Consider the following 25,917-nt stretch of genomic DNA (forward strand, 5'->3'; position numbering starts at 1 on the left):
AGTCGCTAACACTATCAGTGTAGGAGGCCTTATGAAAGTGGAGGACATGAAGGGTGGATATACCACAGGTTCATGTGCTACGGCAGGTATGAAAGCTGGTTTATTGGCCCTCTTAGATAAGAATATTGTGGACCAAGTGGTTATTGAAAATCCTCAAGGGCAGTATATTGAGGTGCCTATTAAAGCGGTAGAGGTTATATCCGATACAGAGGCGAAGGTGACCGTCATGAAAGACGGCGGTGACGATCCTGATGTAACTCATGGCAATGATGTGGAAACGACAGTGACCCTTGATAATACTGGTGAACTGCGATTCCGAGCCGGCTTTGGTGTAGGTACTGTAACGAAACCAGGCCTTGCTATGCCACCAGGAGAACCGGCTATCAATCCAGGGCCCCGGGCAATGATGAAAATAGTTTTTGAAGAACATTGTGTCCATGGTCAAGGTGTGACGGTAACCGTTAGTGTTCCTAATGGTAAGGTATTAGCTAAGAAAACATTAAATCATACACTTGGTATCGAAGGTGGCATTTCCATTATTGGTACTACCGGTATTGTTAAGCCTATGAGTGAAGAAGGGTTTAAGAACTCGTTAGTGCCACAGTTGAAAGTTATGAAGGCTAACGGATGTGAAACAGCTGTTCTCGTACCGGGGCGTATCGGTCAAGATCTTGCAGAGCAAGTATTAGGTATTCATAAGAACCAAATGGCAGAAACGAGTAACTTTATCGGATTTATGCTAGAAAAGGCTGTACAGATTGGATTCAAGCGAATCTTAATTATCGGTCATATTGGTAAGTTAATCAAACTAGCTAGTGGTAGCTTCCATACTCATAATCGCATGAGTGATGGCCGTATGGAAAGTATCGTGGCCTATGCTGCTTTAGAAGGAGCATCCCAAGAGGTGTGTGAAGAGTTATTTAATTGCCAAACCACAGAGTCTACATTCCCTATCTTGGAGCGAGAAGGATTGACTGGTGTGTACCAACGTGTTGTAGATCGTGCATCTCTACGTAGTGAGCGCTATATTGCTAACGAAGCAGAGGTGGGCATCATTATTACGACCTTAAAAGGTGAAATCTTGGCAATGGATAAGCATGCAAAAGAGATAGGAGAACTTGAACATTGGCACATACCTTGTATATCGTAGGCATTGGTCCGGGTAATCCTGATTATGTGGTGCCTAGAGGCCTTAATTTAATTAAACATGCTACAGTATTGGTAGGCAGTGAACGTTCTTTAGAGGACTTTCAAGAGCCTGGCCAAATTACATATTTTGTAACGGGTAAGCTCAGCGTATTAGCGGAGCAAATTGAGCATGAGCTCAACGACCATGACGTTGTAGTTATGGTTAGTGGCGATACAGGCTATTATAGCTTATTGCCATATTTAAAGAAAAAATTTCCTGCTAATCCTATTGAGGTGGTACCAGGTATTAGTTCTATGACCTTTGCCTTTGCCCGTCTTAATGAGGTATGGCATGATGCAGACTTGATGAGCTTTCATGGGCGCCAACCGGCACCAGAAAAACTCGTATATGAAGCAGGTAAAAAGATGGGATTCTTAACGGATCCTGAATATAATCCAGCGCATATTGCGCGTATTTTAATAGATGCAGGTTGGCCAAAAGAAACGAGAGCGGCAGCCCTTGAGCGCTTGAGTTATGATGATGAAAAAATCGTAGACTCTACGCTAGAGGTGTTAACTGAGCTCGAAGGCTTTGGTCATTCTGTAATGGTGGTACTAGGATGAGACATTTTTTCGGAATTCCTGATGAGGAGTTTATCCGCGGCGATGTGCCGATGACGAAGTGCGAAATTCGCAAAGCCGTTATGAATGAGGCGCGCATCGAGGAGGATAGCATCGTCCTTGACGTAGGTGCTGGTACGGGCTCTATTTCTATTGAAGCAGCCTTGGCAGCTCCTAAAGGGCATGTATATGCAATTGAGCGCTTTGATAAAGGCATCGACCTTATCAATGAGAATATAAAGAAATTCAATGTAAATAATATGACCGTAATCAAATCCAAAGCTCCTGAAGGCATGGAAGAATTGCCTGAGCTTGATGCGGTTATCATCGGAGGTAGCGCTGGTGGTATGACAGGCATCATGGACGAAGCGCAACGTCTTTTAAAAGTAGGCGGCCGTCTAGTAGTAACTGCTGTAACGATGGAGACTGGTTATATAATCTTGAAAGAGTTGAAAGGTCGTCCTTTCACGTATGAAGGTTACCAAATGTCCATCAGCCGTTACCGCAAGGCTGGTCCCTATCATTTGTTAGACCCATTGAGTCCAATTTTCATTGTATCTGCAACGCGTATCGCAGAAGGAGAGTAATATGGTTGACGTACATATCGTAGGCGCAGGCCCTGGAGATCCTGAGTTAATTACTCGCAAAGGATATCGTTTAGTGCAAGAGGCAGATGTTGTAATTTACGCGGGTTCTTTGGTAAACCCTGCCATTTTAGAGGCTTGTAAACCAGGCTGTGAAATTCATAACAGTGCTACGATGAACCTTGATGAGGTTTTGGCTGTTATGAAAGCTGCCGTTGAGGCTGGTAAAAGCGTAGTTCGCCTTCACACAGGTGACCCTGCTATTTACGGTGCTATTCAAGAGCAAATGGATGCATTGGCTGGCATGGGTATTTCTTATGAAGTAGTGCCTGGTGTAAGCTCTTTCCTTGCTACAGCAGCGGCTTTGAAACAAGAATATACATTGCCAAATGTATCTCAAACAGTTATTATTACGCGTATGGAAGGCCGTACGCCGATGCCTCCAAAGGAAAAATTGCGCATGTTAGCATCTCATGAAGCGACAATGTGTATTTTCCTTAGCGTTCAAATGTTAGATAAGGTTGTAGCTGAACTCATCGAGGGTGGTTATGACAAAACAACTCCAGTGGCTATCGTGGTAAAAGCTTCTTGGCCAGACCAACGCATTATTCGTGGCACATTGGAAACCATTGCGGATATTGTAGCTAAAGAAGGCGTATTGCGCCAAGCTATGATTGTAGTAAGTCATGTGTTAGATAGTGAATACGAATTATCTAAACTCTATGATAAAGGCTTTGCTCACATGTACCGCAGTGCTAAGGACTAGTAAGATGAAAAAACTAGAAACGGTTGTACCCACGACGGGAGCCAAGAAGAATAGAACGGCTATTCTTTCTGTATCTGAACGAGGTGCAAAGCTAGGTCAACGCATTAAGTCTTTGGTGGCACCTCATGCGGATTGTTTTGAAAAGGAAAACCGTCCTTCTGGTGGTGAGGCCATCTATTTTGATTCTCTCAAAAACCATATTGGTCAGATTTTTAAGGATTACGACCAAGTATTATGCATTATGGCACTTGGTATCGTAGTGCGCATGATTGCGCCATATATTGAACACAAATCCAAGGATCCTGCGGTAGTTGTAATGGACGAAGTAGGACACCATGTGATTAGCTTATTATCTGGTCACCTTGGGGGCGCCAACGAATGGACGCAGTCCATTTCGCTGGCCATTGATGCGGACCCTGTGATTACGACTGCAACGGATGTAAACGGATTGCCAGCGCCTGACGTGTTGGCGCGCCACGAGCATCTGTTGGTAGATGATTTTCAAACCTTAATCAATGTGAACTCTGCCATTGTTGGGGGCGAGCGGGTTGATTATTACATTGATGAGAGCTTATCTAATGCAGAGCATTTAAAAGAATCTGCGAAAGATCATATTGGTGAACATGGTAAGGTTCATGTTGTCTCGTTGGAGCAACTTGATTCTATGCCATGTAAGAATGAAAGCTCAGAAGAGGGCTCATCTCGAGTTGTAATTACAGATAAAGTAATTGTTGAGTATGGTCACCAATTGATTTTGCGTCCTCGTACGTATACGATGGGCATTGGCTGTCGCCGAGATACGCCAAAGGAATTGATTCTTGACGCCATACAACAATCACTAGCAGCGCATAAACTTTCACCTAAAAGCCTTGTAACGGCAACATCGGTAATTGTTAAACAAGATGAAGTAGGCCTCTTGGAGGCTATGGAAATTATGGGGTGGCCTATCGTGTTCTATACACAGGACGAGATGGCACCACTTATTGAAGAAGAAAAATTAAAAGAATCTAATTTTGTAAAAGGAACTATAGGAGTAGGAAACGTATGCGAGACAACAGCATTACTAGCGGCCAAGAGCCGAACATTAATACAGCACAAAACAATTTATCCCAAAACAACGGTAGCCATTGCACAGGTAACATCAAAGTAATCGGCATAGGCCCTGGCGATGAAGAGTTTATGACACCGCAAGCACGCGAAGCCATCTTAGCAGCTGACCGCGTAGTAGGTTATTTGACTTATCTTGACTTGATCAAAGACCTCATTGAAGGTAAAGAAACTGTAGGTACTGCCATGATGCAAGAAGTCGATCGTTGCCAACAAGCCGTTGATTTAGCGGTAGAAGGCCATCAAGTAGTTGTAGTATCCTCTGGTGACTCTGGCGTGTACGGTATGGCAGGTCTTGTGTTGGAACTTGCTAATAAGGTACCAGCAGAAAAACGCCCTTCCGTAGATATCGTACCTGGCCTTAGTGCTGTAAATGTAGCAGCATCTGTATTGGGTGCACCTTTGATGCATGACTTTGCGGTTATTTCTCTCAGTGACTTGATGACTCCATGGGATTTAATTAAAAAACGCGCTGATCTTTGTGCACAAGGTGACATGGTTATCTCCTTGTACAATCCGCGCAGTAAAAAACGTGTTACTCACTTAGATGAAGTTCGTGAAATCGTTCTTAAATACCGTGACCCAAAAACACCTGTTGGCATCGTGCAAAAAGCAGGACGCCCAGGTCAACATATGGTAATTTCTGACCTTGAAAACTTTACAAAAGAAGAAGTGGATATGCAAACACTTGTTATTATCGGTAATAGCCAAACCTATGTTGAAAATGGCCGCATGATTACACCTCGAGGCTACAAATTATGATTTGGGTCATCGCCGGTACCTTAGATGGTCGTACCTTAGCGGTAGATATTCAAGAACGGACAGGTGAAGAGGTTCTCGTTACTGTTGTGAGTCAGTATGGGGCAGAGCTTGCCGCCCATAAGGGAATTACTGTTCATACGGGCCGTCTTGACCAAGAGGCTATGCAGGATTTGATTAAGAAACATAATGTACGTTTATTAATCGATGCAAGTCATCCGTATGCTGCTATTGTTACAGCTACGGCTCAAGATGCAGCAAAAGCTGAAGGTATTCCTTTTGTTCGTTTTGAACGCAAAGAGGTACCATTACCAGACTATGATAAATTGCATATTGTAGTTGATGAGGTAGAAGCAGCTAATTTAGCTGGCAAATTGGCAAAGGAAAATAACAAACATGTGTATTTGACCACAGGTAGTAAGACAATGCACATCTTTGCTAAATCTGAGGCTTTACAAGATTGTGAAGTATGGACACGTATTTTGCCGACCGCAGAGGTGTTACAAATGATGGAAGACCTCAACGTGAGCCCTAAGCGCATTGTTGCTGTCCAAGGTCCATTTTCTTATGATATGAACCGCATCATGTTCCACGATACAAAGGCTAGTGTTGTAGTTATGAAAAACTCTGGTCTTGTAGGTGGTGCAGATACAAAATTACAAGCTGCTATGGATCTTGGTATCCATGTTATTGTTATCGATCGTCCGCGTGTTAAACTTGAAAGTCACGTGGTATCATCAAATGATGAATTCTTTAAATTATGGGAGGACACGAATGGATTACGTTAAAAATCCTAAAGCTATTGAAGATAAAAGCATGGAAATCATTTATGATTATGTAAAGGATTTAGGCTTAACAGATGATGAAGTGCGCGTAGTATCTCGTACAGTACATGCGTCTGGTGATGTCGAATATGCTCAACTCGTAAAAATGAGCCCTGATGCTGTTCAAAAAGGTATTGAAGCATTGGATAATGGTGCAGACATTTATACAGATGTAGAAATGGTTCGCACAGGTATTTCTAAGCCAGCTCTTAAAATTCGCGGCAATGAAGTGCACTGCTTAATTAAAGACGAAAATGTAGCTAAAATGGCTAAAGAATTAGGTGTAACTCGTTCCATTGCGGCTATGCGTACCTTTGGTAAACAACTAGAAGGACAAATCGTTGCTATCGGTAATGCACCAACTGCATTGTATGAAGTGTTGCGCCTTGCTCTTGAAGAAGGCATTAAACCAGCTCTTATTATTGGTATCCCTGTAGGCTTTGTAGGTGCTGCAGAATCCAAAGATTATTTGATGGAAGTATCCCCAGTTCCTTACATCACTGTAAAAGGCAACAAAGGTGGTAGCCCAATCGCTGCTTCCGTATGTAATGCATTGCTTTACACAGACGTAAAACGCAATGACATGCTTTTTGTAGAAGGTAAAGAATCTAAATAATACAAAACCCGAATCGTGTTTTAGTAGTTTTGCGATTCGGGTTTTACTGTATATATTTTTCACAATAATTAGCTAAACATAAATTAGCTAAACACGATAATTATACTATAGTAAATTTCTTATAATATAATTAATTTTGAGAGGGGGTTCATATGGCATCTAGTAATGAACGAAAGTTATTTCGTGTATCAGTGATTTGTATCTTAATCATCGCCGTTATTATGAGCATGATTATATCTCTTATTTGGGGATCAACACCCGTATCATTAACTGAGATTTGGCATACATTATGGTCGAGTGAGTTAACTGATACATCTTCACAAATTATTTGGAATATTCGATTGCCTCGCAATATTGTAGCTGCGTTAGTGGGGGCATGTCTCGCTGTATCTGGTGCAATTTTGCAAGCTGTTATGAAAAATCCCCTAGCGGACCCACAGATTGTAGGGGTATCCTCTGGTGCAGGTCTAGCTGGTGTTATCATATTTATTTTATTTCCTGGGTATGATCATATAGTTCCTTTAGTGGCCTTTTTAGGTGCTATGGCTGCAGCACTCATGGTGTATGCATTAGCATGGAAAAATGGAGTGCGACCTAGTCGTATTATCTTAGCTGGTGTTGCGGTCGCAGCCTTTTTAGGCTCAGGTATTTCAGCACTACTTGTATTCTTTGGTGATCGTGTACAAGGGGCATTGCTTTGGATGGTAGGAGGACTCGCTGCACGCAGTTGGCCTCAGGTAGAAGTGCTGTTTCCCTATGCTATAGTTGGCCTTATTTTTGCCTGTTTAGGAGCTAAACGACTTACCATTTTAAGCTTAGGCGATGAAACTGCAAAGGGATTAGGCCTTAAGGTAGAACAAACACGGTTTGTTATGACCGCAGTGGCTGCTCTTTTAGCGGCTGGTGCTGTAAGTATTGCTGGGCTTATCGGATTCGTAGGTTTGGTTATTCCCCATATGTTACGTCTCATAATCGGTAACGACTATGCATATTTACTGCCTGGATCCGCATTATTAGGCGCCTTAGTTCTTGTTGTCAGTGATACAATAGGACGTGTTATGTGGAGCCCTATAGAGGTACCAGTGGGTATTATTATGGCATTCTTTGGAGCGCCGTTCTTCTTGTATCTATTGAGGAGGGATAACTAATGAATACCGCTATTGATGTAAAACAGTTATCCGTAACTCTTGGTAATCGTCATATTCTACATGACATTAATGTATCAGTTCCTATCGGTAAAATTACGACATTAATAGGGCCTAATGGTTGTGGTAAAAGTACGCTTTTACGATCTATGATTGGATATATCCATAGCCCTCATGAATGTATTACCATCTTTGATAAACCGTTACAATCATATTCTCAAAATCATCTGGCACGACAAATGGCATTTTTGCCACAAGTACCGAATATGCCAAAGGATATGACTGTAGAAGAATTGGTATATTGCGGACGGTATCCATACCAAACATGGTGGAAAAACACGGCTAAAGAAGATCGTGAGATTGTTGACTATGCGTTAGATATTACGAAAACGAATCATTTGAGAGAACAATTAATTCCATCCCTATCTGGTGGTGAACGGCAACGCGTTTGGATTGCTATGGCGCTAGCACAGCAACCAAAATTATTAGTATTAGACGAACCAACAACATATTTAGATATTAATCACCAGTTAGAAATTATGGAGTTATTGAAACGATTAAATAAGGAACAAGATTTAACCGTTCTCATGGTACTTCACGAACTTACACAGGCGGTTCAATATTCACATTATATGGCTGTTATAAAAGAAGGTCATTTAATAACGTCAGGAGAGACAAGTAAAATTATATCGGATGAGTTGTTTAGAGATGTATTCTCTGTAGATGTACAACTTGATACTTTTGATAATAAAAAATATGTGCGCGTAAAAGGACTAGTTGAGTAGTTTGATACTAATTGAAAAAGAGGGCATTCCCTATTTGGGGGATGCCCTCTTTCGTATGAAGTAATATATTAGAATGTAACATTAATACCGTATGCTTCTTTAACTAATCGTGCCATAGCTTCAGGTGTTTGTAGACCTGGGTTTAATAGGAATAGTTTGGATGGTAAGTATATTACGCGGTTATTTTGTACGGCTTTTAAATTGGCCCATGCAGGATTATCTGTCATAGCTTGTTTCATAGCTTTTGTAATTTCTTCTTCTTTACCCATTGTAACAACAAAGATAATATCAGGGTTATCTGCAGTCAATGTTTCAAGAGAGTAAGGGACCGTTTTGTCCTTCGTTGTACCATCTAGGTGAGAGGAGACAACATTTGTCATACCTAGTTCTTTTACCATTGATGCAGTAACTGCTTCATCAGTTTCGGCAGTTACACCCTTTCCTGTGGCACGTAACACGGCAACACGTGCAGGTTGTTGATTCTTAACTGCATCTTTTACCTTGGTAATATTGTTTTCATAGGTAGTAATAACAGACTTAGCCTTATCTTGATGATTAGTTAATTCGCCAAGAAATGTTAACATTGGTACATTATCTTTAATACCATCGTAATCAAAAAGTACGGTTGGAATATTATTAGCTTGTAATTGAGATTCATATTTTTTATGTTGATTTACTAAACCCAATACTACATCTGGCTTCAAGCCTAATAATTGTTCCATGTTGATATTTGCAGTTTGACCAAGAGCTGGTAGAGCTTCTAACTCTGGTGCTAGTTTATCCGTTGTATTGGCACGGCTAATAGCCTTACCATCGACAGCATAAAGCATAGATAAAACAGAATTAGATAATACAGCAATTTTTTGTGGATCCTTTGGTACAGTATAGGTTTGGCCATTAAAGGTCAATTCCTTCGTAGTAGCAGAAGAGCTGGATGTGGTTTTACCACACCCAGCTAGTGCTAGTACAATCATAACCAAAGCGATACTACCGAGTAGTAGTTTTTTCATGATGTACTCCTATGAATGTTATATATGCAATAACGATCTTAGTTATATTGATTATTTTTCTAATGCATCCCAAGCTTCGTTAGCACGTTCAACGAATAAGTTACGGATGTTTTGGTTTTCACCTAAACCATGGATGTAAGTGTCAACTTTGAAGCCTTCTTTTTCAAGAATGGATTTGTGGGAATCTGGTTCGTTACCAGCCATGTCGTTGTTTGCATGGTCACCAGCAACCATCATGAAAGGCATCAATGTAACATGTTTAATACCATGTAATTTCAATTGAGGGATAACTTGTTCAAGATTTGGTGTACCTTCTACTGTGTAGATGAATACATTTTTCATGCCAAGAGTATGGATACGGTCTTGAATTACAGAATAGTATGCATTGGAAGGATCTGGAGTACCATGAGCCATGATAAGAAGACCATCTTCTTTACCTAATTTAGGGAATTGGGATTGAACAGCTTTTAATGTTTCAATAACTTGGTCAGTTTGGTTTTCTTGACCCATCCAGTACATAAGAGAAGTACCGAGTGTCATTTTTTTGAAATCATTTTTGTATAAATTATATACTGCTGCATCGTAGTTATATTCCATACCAGGAATTACATCTAGAGATGCCAATGCAACGCGAGTGTAACCATCTTTTTTAAGTTCAGCTAAAGCTTCTTCAGGTGTAGGGTATGTTATACCTTCTTTTTGTTGGATACGATCACGAATAATATGGCTTGTGAAAGCAGTTATCACTTTAGTATTTGGGTGAGCTGCCTTAATAGCATCTACAGTAGCATCGATTGTTTTCACACGAGTATCTTTATAAGTTGTACCAAAGCTCATAACAACCATAGCATCTTTGTTTGGCAAGTTTTGTAAAGCTTCTGTATTATGTGTACGAACACCAATTGCAGCGGCTTCTTTCAATGCTGGTGTAGGATCTTTTACTTCCTCATTTAATTGATATGCAGCATTAGATACAACTGGTGCACCAAAGGATACTGCAAGACCTAGAATAGCGGATGCTAAAGCTAATTGTTTTTTCATTTCTATACTCCTATCTATAACTATAACTACACTAATATGCAATCATTTACATAGTTCTATTATATGAAAACTATGGATTCATCGCATATATATAACCTTATTTCAATCGTAACAAAGCGGAAAACAGGTGTCAATAAACCCTATACCCCTAGAAGTATAAGGAGTTTGAGAGATTATTAATAAATTAATGTGATGAATAAAGTATGATAGTACATTTTATAATTATATTCTTGTTGGTTATAAGGATATGAATATGTGAATATATAAGTAATTTTATTTTAAATATATTTTGATGGGGCCCAATAATATTACTACAACTACCTTAAAAATGACGACCTATACTTGTTTGCTCCTCGTTCCTGATGTCGCTGCACAAGTACAGGTCGCCATTTTTATTACTTTAGTCATATAGGTGTCCCATCAAAATATGCTATTATAAGAAATATAAAAAATATTTTAGTAAAATAAAATTACAGAAGTTGTAGTGGCTATGGAAGGCCCTTTTATCAGATTTATTATGCTTAAAAATATTACATATATTAATAAGAATTTTAAATTTTATGGGTGAGACATAATATATGATTTATAATCTATTAATTTGGGGAATCAGCATATGGTTAATATATGATATTTTTCTTATGCATAAAGTAAAGAATAAATCACAAGTCTTAATAGAGTCTATATTGCTTGTGATATTAATTGCTGGATACTTAATAAATCAATTATATGAAGCTAACTATTTTGTATCAGATACATATTTTTATTCAGGTATGGTATTAGCGGTTATCATGTATTTTTGTATATTATGGTTACATAGATATAAATATAAAAATAGTGATGATGAAAGAAAAAAGAAAAGTATAATTAATTCAATTCTAACAATTCATGCAATCATGTTTTTATATGGATTAGTGTTAGTTTGGATAGTATTCTTTTAGATTTTAATATGATTCTTAATTAAAAAATGGTGTTGTCCTCCTTTGAGTTCAACACCATTTTGTGTATCTTGAAGTAATAGTGTAATGTATATATTAAATAGATTATAGTACTATAGTTTTAAATTAGTAGGGTAGATATGTTTGAGAATACTGTAATTGGCCTCTTTGGCTTATTAATGGTGAATTATCACGTTATTATAGCTAGACAGCAAATAGTTAAAATTGTAATTGGTATCTTAGGGAATTGTTTCTTCGGACTTACATTATTTAGTGGTTATATTGCGTTGCCTAGTTATATGATAGATTTGAAGTATATTTTAATAATTATTCTTTGTATCGCTTGTGTATATGATTTATGGCGAAGTAATCGCAGTGGTACGATCACAGCTGGTGACAAGAGAATGTATGATATCATTGTAAGTCGAATTAGGTTCATCATTATCTTTTTTCTTGTTTTATGTAGTATAGCAGTAGTTGGACTAATAAAGGTAATGGGAGAGATTATATTGTAGAAGAGGAGAATGGAAAATATAAAATTTTATTTGATCAAGGGTGGAAGGATATTACAAAATATGATCTTGAAAGATATTATAAGCGCAAAAGCAAATAAGGACGAGTTATTTTTGTTAAGAACTAACGTTAAATCTTTAATGTTATCATGGCGTATTACTCGTACTCCTTACTTACTTTCTATAATATTAGTATATTTTTCTTATATTGCTATGCCAGGACTAACATTTAATTCCTTACCAGAGTATGAAGAGAGTGTAGTGTCTTTAATTGGATATACTAATTTAGTAATATCGTTAGTAATTTTTTCTTTACTAGCAATTAGACGAGTTCTAGATGTTAATCAAAAATGGATTTCAGGATTTGTAATAGTAGCCGGTATATATACGTTGTACACTAATTATTTAAATTATTTACCACCTATATTAGAGATAACATATACAGAGGATTCCTTGATTACAAATATGTCAGTTAATTTAAACATATTGGTAGTAGGGTTATTAATATTATCTTTGTTTCCTAGTAATGAATATAATAATGACTATGGCTTATCAAATTGTATTGAAAAGGTGGGGTCTAGCTTTATAAGAATTGACTATGGCGGGTTTGAACAATTTTTAGATGAATTTTCCTTATATAAAATCTTACCGATTTTAAAAAAAAGCTTATCGCTTGAGTTATTTAACTGGAAGGGCCGTATATCAAGAGGTGAATTGATATATTATTATATAGTATATCAATTCATGGTTCTATTACTTGTAATATTAATTTATTCAATAGGGACTATTTTACCTACAATATTATTAAAGAATATATTTTTATCATCTATTGTAGCTATTTTTTTGATTTGGTGTTTTATATATTTATTAAAAGTACTAATTCTGCGGTTACATGATTCTTATAGTAGTGCTTTTTGGTTATTTGGGGTGTTCATACCTTATGTAAATGTATATGTACTATATCTAATATTATTTAAAGGTTCATGGCGGTACATTGATGCCAGTGCAATTAGTGATAATATTTCTCATTGACTTTCGTAGTTCAATCATGTATTATTGATACATAGTAGTTGATAACAGTTTTCAATTGTGAAAATTGTTTCATGTATGAGTAATATGGAGGTCACATATGAAAGGCATAATTATTGCATCCTTTGGATCAATTTACCAAGATGCTGTGGAGAAATCCATTGGCAGTATAGAGAAAAAAGTACGTTCCATGTATAGTGATATGGAGGTACGCCGTGTATTTTTATCTGATGCATTAGTAGAGAAGTGGAATGAGAAGTACGAGGATAAGATTTCTTCTTTCACAGAGGCTATGCAAGATTTCGCTCGTATGGGTATCGATGAGGTGTACATTCAACCTATTACATTGGTGGCAGATCAGTGCTACCAACAAATGCGCAAACAAGCATTAAAATTTTTACATAGCAATGAATATGGTTTTAGTCAGGTTAATATTGGTAAACCATTGCTTACCTCTTTAGGTGTAAAAAATTATGCCGATGATTATGAAGCAACATTAGAAAGCATTGTTCGTCATGTTAATACAAAAGCACTTAATAAATCTGTTGTACTCATGGCGAATGGTCAAAATCAATTAGAGTTCAGTACTTTGCAATTAAAGGCTATGTATGGAGCAGCGCCAAACGTAGTAGTATTTACTACAAATGGTTTCCCTACCTTCAAACAAGCTCTTACTTTCTTGGATCGTATGGGGCATAAAGATTTATTAGTTGTACCATTGGCACTCATAGGTTCTACACATTTAATGGACTATCTTGGCGGTGAACGCTCCGATTCCATTTATGCTTTACTCGCTGAGGAAGGCTACAATGTAGATATCTGGAATGAAGGGCTTGGGGAAAACCCATATGTACAAGATTTGTTCTTGAAACATTTAGGTCAAGCTATCCGTATGTCTGATCGGAAGCGGCCCATGCCTAGAGAATCCGTAAAACCTGTCATGACAAATTCTCGTTTAGAAGCGCAAGGTTTAATTTCTTGATATTTGCTATTACATAATTAAACATACATTACTCTACTCCTTCACATTAATAAAAATCCTGCTTGTTGGATATCCAATGAGGAGGATTTTTACTTTCACCATGAAAGATAAGAATAATTTCTATTTTATACGTACCACGGTATGCCCCTAAAGGATGGTCTATGGTATGATTAAGATACATTATTAGTTAATATAAGGAGACTTTCATGAAACAAGCTATCTTAGTTGTTGCTTTTGGATCCACTGTGGACAGTGCTCGTGAACATAATATCGATTCCGTAGTAGAACATATTCGTAAATCGTATCCAGATTATACAGTGGAATTAGCTTTTTCGTCTCGTATCATCGTTAAGCGATTACGTGATCGTGGTATTGAGATTCCTACTGAACAAGGGGCGTTAGAAAAACTGATTCAAGAAGGTTATACACATGTATATGTGCAGCCACTCCATTTCACCGGTGGTGAGGAGTTCGATAAATTGAAAAATAATATTCTTGCTCATGAGGGTGAAGGACAACTCGAAGTGTTGCGTGTAGGTAGGCCTCTCGTATACTACATGGGACAAGAAGAGCATCCAGATGATTATCAAATCTTGATTGACCGTTTCATTAAATCTCTCAATATTTCTAAGGATGACGGTTTGTTAATGGTTGGTCATGGAGGTCTTGGCTCTGGAAACTCCTCGTATGGTAATTTACAGTTCAAATTAATTCGTGCTGGTCTTACGAATGTACGTATCGCTGTGCTAGAGAATGCTCCTTATGTGGCCGACGTAGCAACGCCTTGGGAGTGGCTCGATGGTAAGCGTCCAAATACGATTTATTTACATCCATTATTATTAGTTCTTGGTGATCATGCGCAAAATGATCTCTTTGGCGATGAAGAGGATAGTATAGTGAATGAACTCGCTGAAGCAGGTTATAAGGTTAAACCAATTAATGCTGGTTTAGGTGAGTACGAAGTAATTCAAGATATCTTCCGTCAGCATTTACAAGATTGTATCGATGATTTGTATGGAAAACGTAGTGCTCATCGTCCTACAATACCAAATATTAAATAGTGCCTTTGTATATATTGCATAAATTAGTTATAATAAAAGATATTGCAATTATAAATAGAGTGTAGCTATAAGAATAGGAGATACCCATGAAAGGTAAATTATATGGTATTGGCGTAGGCCCTGGCGATTCTGAATTGATGACTGTGAAAGCTGCTCGCATCGTAGGTGAAGCAGATATTATTATCACACCTAAAACAGAAAAGAAAGATGGTTCCGTAGCCCTTGATATTGCATCCCCATATATACAAGAACATACAGAAATCGTTCCCGTTGTATTCCCAATGGTGTTGGATGATTCTACGCAAGAGGAAGGCTGGCAAGAGGCTAAACGCATTATCTTGTCTTACTTAGATGAAGGTAAAAGTGTTGTATTCTTAACATTGGGTGACCCTATGTTCTACAGTACATATATGTATGTATATCGTTTGATTGAAAATACAGGTCATGAAATTGAAACAATTCCTGGCGTTACTGCATTCTGTGCTATCGGATCTCACCTTGGCTATCCAATTGTAGAGAAGGAAGAGGTATTGGCCATCGTTCCAGCTACAGCGCCTAAAGAAAAAATCGATGCTGTATTAGCTGTTGCAGATGATGCAGTTATCATGAAGGTATATAAAAACTTTGATGAAGTACAAGAAACCTTGATTAAACATAATATGGCAGATGATGCGGTTATGATTAGCCGTGTAGGCTTGCCTGATGAGCAAGTATTTATAGGCTTAGATAATATGCCAGAAGATACTAAACTCAACTACTTATCTACAATTCTTGCAAAACGCAAGGATCGTTAACAAACACATCGTATTACGAGGTAATATCTATGAACACAGTACAGATTCCACGTGTTGTCATTGCTGGCACTAATTCTGGTGTTGGTAAAACAACTATCGTAGCGGGCTTATTGGCCGCTTATGCAAATGGTGGACGTACGGTGCAATCTTTTAAAGTGGGCCCGGATTATATTGATCCGGGCTTTCATAAAATTGCATCCGGCCGTGACAGCTATAATTTAGATACGTGGCTCGTGCCACCTCACAAGTTGACTCCTTTCTTTGCTACCATGGCACATGATGTGGACCTTGCTATCATTGAAGGTGTTATGGGCCTTTATGATGGTGGTCGAGAAGGCGTTAGTTCTACGGCTCAAATTGCTAAACAGTTAAATGCACCGGTGGTGCTTGTTATTGATTGTAAGGCTATGGGTGAAAGTGCGGCTGCTATTGCTAAGGGTTTCCGTGATTATGACCCAGAGGTAAATTTTGGTGGTGTCATCTTAAACCGCTTAGGCTCTGCTAATCATGAGCGTATGGTTCGTGAAGGAATGGATAAAATTGGCGTACCCGTTATTGGTGCTATTTACCGTGATGATCGTATGCATTCACCAGAGCGTCATTTAGGACTTACACCAGTTACTGAAATCGATCCAACAGAGGCGATTAATACGATTCGAGAAGCTGTCGAGAAGATGGTAAACCTCGATGCACTATTGGAAATTGCTACTAATGCACCAACTATCGAACTACCAGATGCTATAGATGTTAAAACCATTGAAAAACGTGTGAAAATCGGTGTAGCTTATGATGAGGCATTCTCTTTTTATTATCCTGCTAGTCTTGCTGCGTTAGAGGAAAAAGGGGCTGAGCTTGTTTATTTTAGTCCGCTTAATGATTTGGTAATTCCTGATGTAGACGGACTTGTATTCGGTGGTGGCTTCCCAGAAATGTTTTTATTCCAGTTATCTAGCAATGAGTCTATAAAGGAATCTATCCGCCAAGCTAATGCACAAGGTATGCCTATTTATGCCGAATGTGGTGGCCTTATGTATCTTTGTGAAAGCATTCATGACTTTGAAGGTTCTGTATATAAAACTGTAGGTATTGTACCTGCCAATTGTGTGATGCAACAAAAGCTTCAAAAGGTGGGCTATGTTACAGCAACTGCAAAGAGAGATACTTTGCTAGGTGCTATGAATACAGCTATACGTGGTCATGAGTTCCATTTCTCTACAATGGAGCCAACTATAGATGACTTCCCATGGGCTTTTCATTTAGAAGGAGGCCGTAAACCTCAATCGTATGACGGCGGCTATGCAACAAAAAATGTATTAGCTTCTTACTTACATTTGAACTTTGCTGGCTCTGATGAAGGGGCACAACATTTTGTTGATACATGTGCTGTTTATAAAGCCCAAAAGTAATAGATGTATAAATGTATTTAATAGGTTTATATGACTAAGTGTTATCACAATTACATTCTGCGGGACAGTTCGTATTAAAGGAGCTATTATGGAAGAACGTGGGTTAATTCTAGTTAATACAGGGAATGGTAAAGGTAAAACAACAGCTGCATTAGGCGTTGTTTTACGTGCTGTCGGACAAGGTTTCAAGGTTCTTATATTACAATTTATTAAGAGCGGCAATGGCTATGGTGAATTGTCAGGTCTCGCTAAACTAGGTGATCAAGTTGAAATTCGCTCTATGGGAAAAGGCTTTATTTACTATAAACGGGATGAAGTAGGGGAAGCTGAGCTTGCTCGCCACAAAGAAGCAGCACAAGCCGCTTGGCGTACATTAGTAGAGGAAGTAAACTCCGATAAATGGGATCTAATTGTTATGGATGAAATAAATAATGCCATTAATTATGAGCTTATCGATGTGCATTCTGTAGTGGAAATGCTTAACAATAAGCCAAAAAGACTTCATGTTGTTTTGACAGGGCGTTATGCTAAACCTGAAATCATTGATATGGCGGATACTGTAACAGAAATGAAGGTAGTAAAGCATGCTTATGAAAAGGGCATAAAAGCTGCTAAAGGAATAGAATTTTGATTTAATTTAAAAAAATCGAAAAAAATCGAAAAAGAACTTGCTAAAACTATATCGAAAATGTATAATATAGTCATAAGCACAGAGGTGCTCAATATTCTTGACATTAAGTATGTATATAAGACTAACCAGGAGGTTAACTATGGCTGTACATGATTACATTAAATCTGGCGATTTCGCTACTGAAAAACACGTTCCTGTTATCGAAACAGTTGACACTGTAAAAGCAGGTGAAACATTCCACGTTACTTTATCCGTAGGTAAAGACATTGCACATCCAAACACTGTAGAACATCACATTGATTGGATTAAATTGTACTTCGTAGCTGAAGGCACTCAATTACCATTCGAAGTTGGCGCTATCGAGTTCAACGTTCATGGTGACGGTGTAACTGCAAACGAAGGCCCTGTAGCAGCAGTTTCTGAAGGTACTTTAGCAGTAGCTTTGAAAAAATCCGGTAAATTGATTGCTGTTTCCTACTGCAATATCCATGGCTTGTGGGAATCCGAAAAAGATATCGTAGTTGCTTAATTAACTAAAACAACTAATAAAGACCAGCCCTAGGGCTGGTCTTTTTGTATATCTATGTGTTCACATAGCTTAATAATGAGGCAAAGTTAAACTTTCAATAGTAGATATTTAATGGCATTATGGCTAATACATGTTAGGATTGTAAAATGCATATTCATAATATTATAGACATATTATTTAATTTTTGATGTCCGCATAAAAAGGAGTTTTGTATCACTCCAGTGGATTAATTGCTGTACATCCCTTTACAGTGCTATTTGTTTGTGGTAAAGTATATGCATATTGATATTTAGTAAACATAGTTAAATGAGGGATTATTGTGGCCTTAATCGTTAAAAAATTTGGTGGTAGTTCCGTAGCTACACCAGAAAAAATATTTAATATTGTTGATCGCGTTCTTCGTGAGAAGCAAGCTGACGATAAAATCGTTCTTGTTGTATCCGCTATGGGTGATACAACTGATGACTTGGTGGCCTTAGCTAAACAAGTTACATGCAAACCGTATGGTCGTGAAATGGACCGCTTGTTATCTACAGGTGAACAAGTGACGATTGCATTGATGGCAATGGCTTTTAACGAACGTGGTCAGGAATCTATATCCTTAACAGGTGATCAAGCAGGTATTACAAGTAGTGATACATTTAATAAAGGCCGTATTTTGGGCGTTGATCCTAATCGTGTGTTTGAAGCTTTGGATGAAGGTAAAATTGTAGTAGTTGCTGGTTTCCAAGGTATAACTGAATATGGTGATATGGTGACATTAGGCCGTGGTGGCTCTGATACAACAGCTGTTGCATTGGCAGGTGCTATGAAAGCTGATGTATGTGAGATTTTTACGGATGTAGACGGCGTATATTCTACAGATCCTCGCGTGGCGAAGGAAGCTTTCAAATTAGAAGAAGTAACGTATGGCGAAATGCTTGAAATGGCACGCCTTGGTGCAGGTGTAATGCAACCACGTGCCGTAGAAATGGGTTTCCGTTATGGTGTACCTATTCATGTACGTTCTACATTTAGTGATAAACCAGGTACTATTATTCGGGAGGATTATACTGTGGAAGCAAATAAACACGTAATTACTGGCGTAGCTGATGATACAAATACAGCAAAAGTAGCCCTTGTAGGCGTTGAAAATAAACCAGGCGTTGCAGCGACTGTATTCAAAGCATTAGCTGCTAGAAACGTTGACGTAGATATGATTGTTCAATCTATCCGTTCCGTAGGAGAACCAAAAACTGATCTTATCTTTACAGTAGCTATGGATGATGTGGTATTAGCTCGAGAAGTATTAGAAGAATTACAAAAAGCAGTAGATATTGAAGCTGTTAATATTGATGAAAAAATGGCTAAAGTTTCCATTATTGGTGCAGGTATGTTAGGACAGCCTGGTGTAGCTGCGCAAATGTTTGATATTTTGAGCCAAGAAGGTATCAATATTGAAATCATTTCTACTTCTGAAATTAGTATTTCTTGTCTTGTTGCTGAAGATCGCGTAAAAGATGCTGTTCGTGTAATTCATAATGGCTTATTGTTAGATCAACGAGGTTAATCATTGCATGGATAGTCTACGTAGTTTTATGGATGAAATGCTCAATGACCAAGGTCGTAAGGAAGGTTTCATTAGCGATCTACTAGGAAATCTAAAAAATCAGCCTATTCCAACATTGGAACAAGCTCAAACTGGTTACACAACAATGAGTAATTTACATGGTATCTTCTATGATTACGATAAGTCTGAGGTTACTATTACTTACAAGGTTGTACCAGATATGTATCAACCATATACATTGAGTTTTATACAATTCGAAGCCGTGTTAGAAGGCTTATTAACCTTGCGTCGCAATCAAAAGTGGCAGATGCAACATAATAAATAATATGAACCCCATGGGAATACTTGCCTATGGGGTTTTATAATTCGATAATTATTCTTAACATCTATATATAGAGTCATCGATATGATATAATAAATTATTCAGAGAGAAATCATTATATTAGTATAGAAAGAAGGGACAGCATGGAAATAAATAAGGTTTATTCTGGCTTTCGCCTTGACCGCATTGAGCGCATTGATGAGATCAATGGTACCGCTTATGAAATGAAACATGAAAAGTCTGGTGCTCGTTTAATTTATATTGATTCACCAGATTCTAATAAAGTATTCAATATCGCTTTTAGAACAACACCACATAATAGTACTGGTGTTGCACATATTATGGAACATTCCGTTTTATGTGGTTCTCGTAAGTTTCCTTTAAAAGAGCCATTTGTTGAGCTTGTTAAGGGATCTTTGAACACGTTCTTAAACGCTATGACTTACCCTGATAAAACAATGTATCCTGTAGCCAGCAAGAATGATAAAGATTTCCACAACTTGATGGACGTATATCTTGATGCTGTATTGTATCCACGCGTTCGTGAAGATGCAGAAATCGTAATGCAAGAAGGTTGGCATTATGAATTAGATAGTGCGGACGATGAACTTACCTATAAAGGTGTTGTATTTAATGAGATGAAGGGGGTTTATTCCTCTCCGGATTCCGTTCTAGAACGCCAAATGATGCGTGAACTTTTCCCAGATACCACTTATGGTGTTGATTCTGGTGGAGATCCTGACCATATTACAGACTTAACTTATGAAGAGTTCCAAGAGTTCTATCGAGTTCATTATCATCCGTCCAATAGTTATATCTTCCTTTATGGTGATATGAATATTGAAGAGCAATTGGCATTTTTGAATGATGAGTACTTAAGTCATTTTGATGCTATTGAGGTTAATACAGAGGTTGGTATACAAACGCCATTTACGGAAGGTAAAGTGGTAAGTTATCCATATAGTGTAGGTTCTGAAGAGCCAACAGACAACCGAACTTTACATTCCTTTGCCTATGTGTTACATGATGTAACTCCTGAGCATAGCTTGGCTTTTGAGGTATTAACACATGCATTGTTGACATCTCCTGCGGCTCCTCTTAAACAGGCTTTGGTGAAAGCCGGTATCGGCTCTGATGTGAGTGGTTATTATCTTGATAGCATTCGTCAACCTTTGTGGACCGTGCAAGCAACTGGTTCTAATCTCGATAAACAAGCTGACTTGCAGCGTATTGTGGAATCTACATTGCAAGAACTTTGTGATAACGGTTTAGATAAAGAATTATTAGAAGCTTCCTTGAATAGCATTGAGTTTGCTCTTCGTGAAAGCGATTTTGGTGGTCGCCCAATTGGTCTTGCTTATGTTATCCGTATGATGGATAATTGGCTATATGACAATGACCCACTTGAACTATTACACTACGAAGAAGCATTAGTGAATATTCGCAAGGGCTTATCTGGTACGTACTTTGAAGATTTAATTCGTCAATCTATCTTAAATAACAATCATAAAGTGCTTGTTTCTATTTATCCTGAACGTGGTCTTCAAGAGCGCAAGGATGCAGAGGTTAAAGAATATTTAGCTTCTGTAAAAGCTAAGATGACCCCAGAAGAAATCGAAGCGATTGTAGAGCAAACAAAACGACTTAAACTTCGTCAAGAAGCTCCAGATAGCGACGAAGCATTAGCGTCGATTCCATTGCTTGAATTATCAGATTTAAATCCTAATATTGAAGAAGTAGAACGTCGTGAAAGTAAAATTGGCAATACTACAGTACATTTTGTGCCTACTTTCACAAAAGGCATCAACTATGTGGGTCTTTACTTTAATTTAAGTTGTCTTACAGAAGATGAGTTGTTCTATGCCGATATTCTAAGTGATATTATCGGTCGTATCAACACATCTGAACGTGGCTATGAAGCATTGGCGAAAGATATCAATATGAATCTTGGTGGTTTAAGCTCAGATATTACGGCTATTAGCAAAGATGGTAAGCGTGATGAATTTACGCCTCTCATGATTGTTCGAGCTAAATCCTTGCATTCTAAATTACCTGACTTATGCCGTTTGATTAACGAAGTAGTACAAAAAGCAGATTATAGTGACCATAGACGCTTGACCGAACTTGTTCAAGAAAGCAAAGCTATTTGGGATAATGAAGCGTTTCGTCGTGGCAACTCCATTGTAAGTCAACGTGTTATGGCACAAGTATCTGCAGTTGGTAAATTTAGAGATAATGGTAACTTTGGTTACTATCAAAAGATTAGCGAATTGGCTTCTAATCCTGCGGCATTACCATTATTGCCTGAAAAATTAGCTGATGTGGCTCGTAAGATTTTTCGTGCTAATAATGTGGATATCATGTTCGTTGGTGAAGAAGGCGAATTAGAAGCCTTTGAACATCTTATGAAACCATTGATTGAAACCTGGGATACTACTGACTTAAGTAATGATACATTAAAAATTACGCGTTTGTCTGGTAATGATGGTATCGTTACAGCTGGTAAAGTTCAATACGTAGCTCAAGGTGGTAACTTTATAGACCATGGGTATAAACACGTAGGCCCAATGAGTGTATTGGAAACGATTTTACGTTATGAGTATCTTTGGATTCGTATTCGTGTACAAGGCGGTGCTTACGGTGCCTTCGCAAACTTCTATGACGATGGTAATATGATTTTCTGTAGCTATCGCGATCCAAACTTGGTAGAAACATTAAATGTATATAAAGAATTACCTCAATACCTTCGTGAGTTTACGTTGACTGATCGTGAGATGCGTAAATATATTATCGGTACTATGAGCTCCTTGGACTTGCCTATGACTCCTGCGTTGCGTGGTCCACGTGCGATGGGGATGTATTTTAGCGGTGCTAAACTAGAGGATAAGGTAGAGTTTCGTAAACAAGTTATCGCTTGTAAGCCAGAGGATATCGTTGCTTTAGCAGATGTGGTTGAACCAGTGTTGAAGGACAATCATATTTGTACAATGGGGAACGAACAAAAAATTAAAGACGCTGGTAAGGTATTCGATAACATTATTTCTCTAGGATAATCGTTTTATATCATGTATAGTGGCATATTCTGTGTAAGTTTACGGGATATGCCACTTGTTTTGTACTGTAGGAGGGCATCATGAAAGGTCGATTTGCTCCAAGCCCCACAGGATATATCCATCTCGGAAATGTATGGATAGCCCTCTTATCTTATATTTCTACGAAGCAACAAAAAGGGCAGTATGTTGTGCGAATGGAGGATATAGACATCCAACGCTCTAAACGTGAGTTAGGGGAAGCTCTATTAGATGATTTAGAGTGGCTAGGATTTGAATGGGATGAAGGACCTCGCGTTGGTGGCTCAGAATCAACATATTGGCAAAGTGAACGACAAGCATTTTATGGAGATATATTAGAACATCTTGCATCAGAAAAACTAATTTATCCTTGCTTTTGTAATCGCACGAGACTGCATTCTATTGCTTCGGCGCCCCATGTAGGAGAGGTAGTACATCGATATGATGGCCGTTGCCGTCATCTAGAGGATAAATTGATAAAAGAGTTTATGATGTCTAAGGAGCCATCTTTGCGTTTAGCCGTTAATTCCTGTGATATAGATTTCGTAGATTGTTGGCAAGGCTTTCAACATATTCATTTGGAAGGTGAATTAGATGATTATGTATTGCGTCGTGGTGACGGTATGTATGCCTATAATTTAGCTGTTGTACTGGATGATATTGCTATGGGGATAACGGAGGTCATTCGTGGAGACGATTTACTAGAGACTACAGGGCAGCAAATATATTTATATAGAACATTACAAACCAGTTTCAAATCTAAAAATATACAACTACCTTCTTATGGGCATGCTCCATTATTAATTGATTCTGAAGGGCATAGATTATCTAAGCGACAAAAGAGTATTACTATTCGTGAATTACGTGAAAATCAATGGTCTCCTAATAGGATTTTAGGTGAGCTGGCTATTGTAGGGGGCTTAGTTGAAGCTCATACATTAAGTCGTAGAGAAATCAGTTTATCTGAATTAATTGAGATTGATTTAAATGTACCTAGTCTTAGTCAGAAAACGATTGAGATACAAATTAAAGAATAGAGTAATAAAATAGTATTGATTTATGTTATAGGATGTTTGCTAAAAGAGAATAATTCTTTAACTATATAATTCGATATAATATATTGACAATATTCGATATTTATTTATAATAGTATATAAGAGGTGGTCGAAATGACAATTCAACAAGCTTTAGATCAAAAAGTATGGGCCGTTATTGGAGCTACCCATAAAACCGAGAAGTTCGGTTATAAGATTTATAAATGTCTTAAAGATCACGGATATGAAGTATATCCAGTCAATCCTAATATTGCAGAAATAGATGGAGACACTTGTTACTCTAGTCTTTCTGCACTTCCCGTTGTGCCTGCTGTGGTAGATTTTGTTGTACCAGAAGCAGCGGGGTTAGCTGCACTTGATGAATGCAAAGAACTTGGCATTTCTGTTGTGTGGTTGCAACCGGGGGCGGATAAACCATCTGTTGTTGAAAAAGCACATGCTTTAGATCTGCATGTCATTCAAGAATGTGTATTAGTTCAATTACCGTAGGAGGGTACAATGAGCGAATTAAAAGATTTAAAAACTGCTGAATATCAAGATTTAGTAAACCAAGGTGGTGTTACTGTTGTTGACTTCTGGGCTCCATGGTGCGGTTATTGCGTACGTATGATGCCAATCATTGAAGAAATTGCAGGTGAGCTTGAAGGTAAAGCTAACTTTGTAAAAGTAAACGCTGATGAAGAACCAGAATTAGCACGTAACTTACAAGTTGAAGTATTGCCTACATTCGTTATTCTAAAAGATGGTGAAGTAGTAGACCGTAAAATTGGTTTCTTGCCTAAAGGCGATCTTCAAGCGGCTATCGAATCTAAATTCTAATACTATAATTAAAATCATATAAATAGAGGAAAACCTCATCAATGTATGTGTTGTACATTGATGAGGTTTTTTTGCTTTTTTAATATAGACCTAAATATATTTAACGTTTATGCGTTACTAAACATAATACATTGAGTTCCTAAACATAATACATCTAAAAGTGGGGTTTATGTCCATTTAAGGATTGGTATTACGCAATTGTGGTGGAGAGTGGTTTAAATTATTTATTTTTGAATATTTAATCGAACATATGTATTGTAGAAAAGAGGAGAAAAATAGAGATTAAACAAGAAAAATATAAAAAAGTGGGATAAAAATAGATTTTTTGTTGTGAAAGGTGGGGAATTGTGGTAGAATTTACCATATAGTGGTGGATAAGAAATAGTAAAGGGCGGTGATACATATGTTCATGGGCGAATATAATCACACCATTGATACAAAAGGGCGGATGATTATACCTGCTAAAATACGTGAACAACTAGGCGATTTGTGCATCGTTACAAAAGGCCTAGATAACTGCTTGGCTATTTACACCGAAGAGGCATGGAAAAAAATTTCTACAGCTTTACAATCACAATCCTCCACTAAAGCTAGCGTGCGTGCTTTAAAACGTTTTGTTTTTGGTAGTGCCGCTGAACTTGAATATGATAAACAAGGTCGTGTCCTCATTCCTGTACCATTACGTGAATATGCAAGCCTTGATAAACAGGCTGTTATTGTAGGTGCTGGAGACCACGTTGAAATTTGGAGCCGTGAAAAATACGATTTCTATGATGAGCAAGTGGCTGAGAGTATGGAAGAATTAGTCGAAGGGCTTGAAGGGATTATGTTATAGG

Annotated in this window: 27 protein-coding genes; 25 read left to right on the plus strand and 2 right to left on the minus strand. The window is 37.9% G+C overall.

Features of this window, described 5'->3' with window-relative positions:
- Positions 1–31 precede the first annotated feature (31 nt).
- The 10 genes from cbiD to DWV85_RS01245 all read left to right on the plus strand — a co-directional run bounded on the left by cbiD (position 32) and on the right by DWV85_RS01245 (position 8,335).
- On the plus strand, positions 32–1,150 hold the full coding sequence (gene cbiD / locus DWV85_RS01200; protein ID WP_123137860.1) for a cobalt-precorrin-5B (C(1))-methyltransferase CbiD: 1,119 nt from the start codon (positions 32–34) through the stop codon (positions 1,148–1,150).
- Entirely contained in the window at positions 1,126–1,752 is a 627-nt protein-coding gene (gene cbiE / locus DWV85_RS01205) for a precorrin-6y C5,15-methyltransferase (decarboxylating) subunit CbiE (RefSeq protein ID WP_123137861.1), read from the plus strand. Before cbiD ends, cbiE begins: the two co-directional genes overlap by 25 nt.
- Positions 1,749–2,336 (plus strand): precorrin-6Y C5,15-methyltransferase (decarboxylating) subunit CbiT, encoded by a 588-nt coding sequence (gene cbiT, locus DWV85_RS01210; RefSeq protein ID WP_123137862.1) that lies wholly within the window; start codon positions 1,749–1,751, stop codon positions 2,334–2,336. The genes cbiE and cbiT overlap by 4 nt, the downstream gene beginning before the upstream one ends.
- A 1-nt stretch (position 2,337) precedes the next feature.
- On the plus strand, positions 2,338–3,099 hold the full coding sequence (gene cobM, locus DWV85_RS01215; RefSeq protein WP_123137863.1) for a precorrin-4 C(11)-methyltransferase: 762 nt from the start codon (positions 2,338–2,340) through the stop codon (positions 3,097–3,099).
- Positions 3,100–3,103: 4 nt separating this feature from the next.
- Positions 3,104–4,249 carry a cobalt-precorrin 5A hydrolase gene (locus tag DWV85_RS01220; RefSeq protein ID WP_123137864.1) on the plus strand — a complete coding sequence of 382 codons (1,146 nt, stop codon included), beginning with the start codon at positions 3,104–3,106 and terminating at the stop codon, positions 4,247–4,249.
- 29 nt (positions 4,250–4,278) lie between these two features.
- Complete coding sequence (cobJ, locus tag DWV85_RS01225; protein WP_004697003.1) at positions 4,279–4,968, plus strand: precorrin-3B C(17)-methyltransferase; 690 nt, start codon at positions 4,279–4,281, stop codon at positions 4,966–4,968.
- Entirely contained in the window at positions 4,965–5,753 is a 789-nt protein-coding gene (gene cobK / locus DWV85_RS01230) for a precorrin-6A reductase (RefSeq protein ID WP_060918790.1), read from the plus strand. Before cobJ ends, cobK begins: the two co-directional genes overlap by 4 nt.
- A complete protein-coding gene (locus tag DWV85_RS01235; RefSeq protein ID WP_004696261.1) occupies positions 5,740–6,405 on the plus strand; it encodes a precorrin-8X methylmutase in 666 nt (221 codons plus the stop codon). The genes cobK and DWV85_RS01235 overlap by 14 nt, the downstream gene beginning before the upstream one ends.
- 152 nt (positions 6,406–6,557) lie before the next feature.
- Entirely contained in the window at positions 6,558–7,553 is a 996-nt protein-coding gene (locus DWV85_RS01240; RefSeq protein ID WP_123137865.1) for an iron ABC transporter permease, read from the plus strand.
- Complete coding sequence (locus DWV85_RS01245) at positions 7,553–8,335, plus strand: ABC transporter ATP-binding protein (protein ID WP_004696257.1); 783 nt, start codon at positions 7,553–7,555, stop codon at positions 8,333–8,335. Before DWV85_RS01240 ends, DWV85_RS01245 begins: the two co-directional genes overlap by 1 nt.
- Positions 8,336–8,403: 68 nt before the next feature.
- Here the strand turns inward: DWV85_RS01245 and DWV85_RS01250 are convergent, their stop codons facing one another.
- Together DWV85_RS01250 and DWV85_RS01255 are read right to left on the minus strand one after the other, a co-directional pair.
- Complete coding sequence (locus DWV85_RS01250) at positions 8,404–9,345, minus strand: ABC transporter substrate-binding protein (protein WP_004696256.1); 942 nt, start codon at positions 9,343–9,345, stop codon at positions 8,404–8,406.
- Between the two features lie 51 nt (positions 9,346–9,396).
- Positions 9,397–10,386, minus strand: coding sequence for a sirohydrochlorin cobaltochelatase (locus DWV85_RS01255; protein ID WP_004696254.1), 990 nt, complete (start codon positions 10,384–10,386; stop codon positions 9,397–9,399).
- A 1,075-nt stretch (positions 10,387–11,461) separates the two neighbouring features.
- Here DWV85_RS01255 and DWV85_RS09315 point away from each other — a divergent pair.
- The 15 genes from DWV85_RS09315 (at position 11,462) to mraZ (ending at position 25,916) form a co-directional block, all read left to right on the plus strand.
- A complete protein-coding gene (locus DWV85_RS09315; RefSeq protein ID WP_024062488.1) occupies positions 11,462–11,836 on the plus strand; it encodes a hypothetical protein in 375 nt (124 codons plus the stop codon).
- A 9-nt stretch (positions 11,837–11,845) separates the two neighbouring features.
- On the plus strand, positions 11,846–12,865 hold the full coding sequence (locus DWV85_RS01270) for a DUF805 domain-containing protein (RefSeq protein WP_123137867.1): 1,020 nt from the start codon (positions 11,846–11,848) through the stop codon (positions 12,863–12,865).
- Positions 12,866–12,962: 97 nt separating this feature from the next.
- Entirely contained in the window at positions 12,963–13,844 is an 882-nt protein-coding gene (locus DWV85_RS01275; RefSeq protein WP_008714159.1) for a sirohydrochlorin cobaltochelatase, read from the plus strand.
- Between the two features lie 206 nt (positions 13,845–14,050).
- Positions 14,051–14,905: a sirohydrochlorin cobaltochelatase gene (locus DWV85_RS01280; RefSeq protein ID WP_123137868.1), complete on the plus strand. Its 855-nt coding sequence runs from the start codon at positions 14,051–14,053 to the stop codon at positions 14,903–14,905.
- An 86-nt stretch (positions 14,906–14,991) separates the two neighbouring features.
- A complete protein-coding gene (gene cobI, locus DWV85_RS01285) occupies positions 14,992–15,699 on the plus strand; it encodes a precorrin-2 C(20)-methyltransferase (protein ID WP_123137869.1) in 708 nt (235 codons plus the stop codon).
- A gap of 29 nt (positions 15,700–15,728) precedes the next feature.
- Positions 15,729–17,105, plus strand: coding sequence for a cobyrinate a,c-diamide synthase (locus DWV85_RS01290; protein WP_123137870.1), 1,377 nt, complete (start codon positions 15,729–15,731; stop codon positions 17,103–17,105).
- An 88-nt stretch (positions 17,106–17,193) separates the two neighbouring features.
- Positions 17,194–17,736, plus strand: a complete 543-nt coding sequence (cobO, locus tag DWV85_RS01295; RefSeq protein ID WP_123137871.1) for a cob(I)yrinic acid a,c-diamide adenosyltransferase — start codon at positions 17,194–17,196, stop codon at positions 17,734–17,736.
- 139 nt (positions 17,737–17,875) lie between these two features.
- The gene (locus DWV85_RS01300) at positions 17,876–18,265 is read left to right on the plus strand and encodes a class II SORL domain-containing protein (protein WP_123137872.1); all 390 of its coding nucleotides are present in this window, start codon (positions 17,876–17,878) and stop codon (positions 18,263–18,265) included.
- A 319-nt stretch (positions 18,266–18,584) separates the two neighbouring features.
- Entirely contained in the window at positions 18,585–19,814 is a 1,230-nt protein-coding gene (locus tag DWV85_RS01305; RefSeq protein ID WP_123137873.1) for an aspartate kinase, read from the plus strand.
- A gap of 7 nt (positions 19,815–19,821) precedes the next feature.
- Positions 19,822–20,139 (plus strand): hypothetical protein, encoded by a 318-nt coding sequence (locus DWV85_RS01310; RefSeq protein WP_004696238.1) that lies wholly within the window; start codon positions 19,822–19,824, stop codon positions 20,137–20,139.
- Positions 20,140–20,279: 140 nt separating this feature from the next.
- A complete protein-coding gene (locus DWV85_RS01315) occupies positions 20,280–23,189 on the plus strand; it encodes an insulinase family protein (RefSeq protein ID WP_123137874.1) in 2,910 nt (969 codons plus the stop codon).
- A gap of 80 nt (positions 23,190–23,269) precedes the next feature.
- On the plus strand, positions 23,270–24,244 hold the full coding sequence (gene gluQRS / locus DWV85_RS01320) for a tRNA glutamyl-Q(34) synthetase GluQRS (protein WP_120055319.1): 975 nt from the start codon (positions 23,270–23,272) through the stop codon (positions 24,242–24,244).
- A gap of 132 nt (positions 24,245–24,376) precedes the next feature.
- Positions 24,377–24,751, plus strand: a complete 375-nt coding sequence (locus tag DWV85_RS01325; RefSeq protein ID WP_123137875.1) for a CoA-binding protein — start codon at positions 24,377–24,379, stop codon at positions 24,749–24,751.
- 9 nt (positions 24,752–24,760) lie between these two features.
- On the plus strand, positions 24,761–25,081 hold the full coding sequence (gene trxA / locus DWV85_RS01330) for a thioredoxin (RefSeq protein WP_004696229.1): 321 nt from the start codon (positions 24,761–24,763) through the stop codon (positions 25,079–25,081).
- A gap of 403 nt (positions 25,082–25,484) precedes the next feature.
- Entirely contained in the window at positions 25,485–25,916 is a 432-nt protein-coding gene (gene mraZ / locus DWV85_RS01335; protein ID WP_004696227.1) for a division/cell wall cluster transcriptional repressor MraZ, read from the plus strand.
- Position 25,917: the final 1 nt, after the last annotated feature.

The organism is Veillonella sp. AF13-2 (assembly GCF_003603295.1).
In the GTDB taxonomy this organism is placed as follows: domain Bacteria; phylum Bacillota; class Negativicutes; order Veillonellales; family Veillonellaceae; genus Veillonella; species Veillonella parvula_E.

Bases quoted from the DNA above. Each gene is read 5' to 3' on its own strand.
- cbiD (WP_123137860.1), top strand. From the start codon at position 32: ATGAAAGTGGAGGACATGAAGGGTGGATATACCACAGGTTCATGTGCT.
- cbiT (WP_123137862.1), top strand. From the start codon at position 1,749: ATGAGACATTTTTTCGGAATTCCTGATGAGGAGTTTATCCGCGGCGAT.
- cobM (WP_123137863.1), top strand. From the start codon at position 2,338: ATGGTTGACGTACATATCGTAGGCGCAGGCCCTGGAGATCCTGAGTTA.
- DWV85_RS01220 (WP_123137864.1), top strand. From the start codon at position 3,104: ATGAAAAAACTAGAAACGGTTGTACCCACGACGGGAGCCAAGAAGAAT.
- cobJ (WP_004697003.1), top strand. From the start codon at position 4,279: ATGACACCGCAAGCACGCGAAGCCATCTTAGCAGCTGACCGCGTAGTA.
- cobK (WP_060918790.1), top strand. From the start codon at position 4,965: ATGATTTGGGTCATCGCCGGTACCTTAGATGGTCGTACCTTAGCGGTA.
- DWV85_RS01235 (WP_004696261.1), top strand. From the start codon at position 5,740: ATGGATTACGTTAAAAATCCTAAAGCTATTGAAGATAAAAGCATGGAA.
- DWV85_RS01240 (WP_123137865.1), top strand. From the start codon at position 6,558: ATGGCATCTAGTAATGAACGAAAGTTATTTCGTGTATCAGTGATTTGT.
- DWV85_RS01245 (WP_004696257.1), top strand. From the start codon at position 7,553: ATGAATACCGCTATTGATGTAAAACAGTTATCCGTAACTCTTGGTAAT.
- DWV85_RS01250 (WP_004696256.1), bottom strand. From the start codon at position 9,345: ATGAAAAAACTACTACTCGGTAGTATCGCTTTGGTTATGATTGTACTA.
- DWV85_RS01255 (WP_004696254.1), bottom strand. From the start codon at position 10,386: ATGAAAAAACAATTAGCTTTAGCATCCGCTATTCTAGGTCTTGCAGTA.
- DWV85_RS09315 (WP_024062488.1), top strand. From the start codon at position 11,462: ATGTTTGAGAATACTGTAATTGGCCTCTTTGGCTTATTAATGGTGAAT.
- DWV85_RS01270 (WP_123137867.1), top strand. From the start codon at position 11,846: ATGGAAAATATAAAATTTTATTTGATCAAGGGTGGAAGGATATTACAA.
- DWV85_RS01275 (WP_008714159.1), top strand. From the start codon at position 12,963: ATGAAAGGCATAATTATTGCATCCTTTGGATCAATTTACCAAGATGCT.
- DWV85_RS01280 (WP_123137868.1), top strand. From the start codon at position 14,051: ATGAAACAAGCTATCTTAGTTGTTGCTTTTGGATCCACTGTGGACAGT.
- cobI (WP_123137869.1), top strand. From the start codon at position 14,992: ATGAAAGGTAAATTATATGGTATTGGCGTAGGCCCTGGCGATTCTGAA.
- DWV85_RS01290 (WP_123137870.1), top strand. From the start codon at position 15,729: ATGAACACAGTACAGATTCCACGTGTTGTCATTGCTGGCACTAATTCT.
- cobO (WP_123137871.1), top strand. From the start codon at position 17,194: ATGGAAGAACGTGGGTTAATTCTAGTTAATACAGGGAATGGTAAAGGT.
- DWV85_RS01300 (WP_123137872.1), top strand. From the start codon at position 17,876: ATGGCTGTACATGATTACATTAAATCTGGCGATTTCGCTACTGAAAAA.
- DWV85_RS01310 (WP_004696238.1), top strand. From the start codon at position 19,822: ATGGATAGTCTACGTAGTTTTATGGATGAAATGCTCAATGACCAAGGT.
- DWV85_RS01315 (WP_123137874.1), top strand. From the start codon at position 20,280: ATGGAAATAAATAAGGTTTATTCTGGCTTTCGCCTTGACCGCATTGAG.
- gluQRS (WP_120055319.1), top strand. From the start codon at position 23,270: ATGAAAGGTCGATTTGCTCCAAGCCCCACAGGATATATCCATCTCGGA.
- DWV85_RS01325 (WP_123137875.1), top strand. From the start codon at position 24,377: ATGACAATTCAACAAGCTTTAGATCAAAAAGTATGGGCCGTTATTGGA.
- trxA (WP_004696229.1), top strand. From the start codon at position 24,761: ATGAGCGAATTAAAAGATTTAAAAACTGCTGAATATCAAGATTTAGTA.
- mraZ (WP_004696227.1), top strand. From the start codon at position 25,485: ATGTTCATGGGCGAATATAATCACACCATTGATACAAAAGGGCGGATG.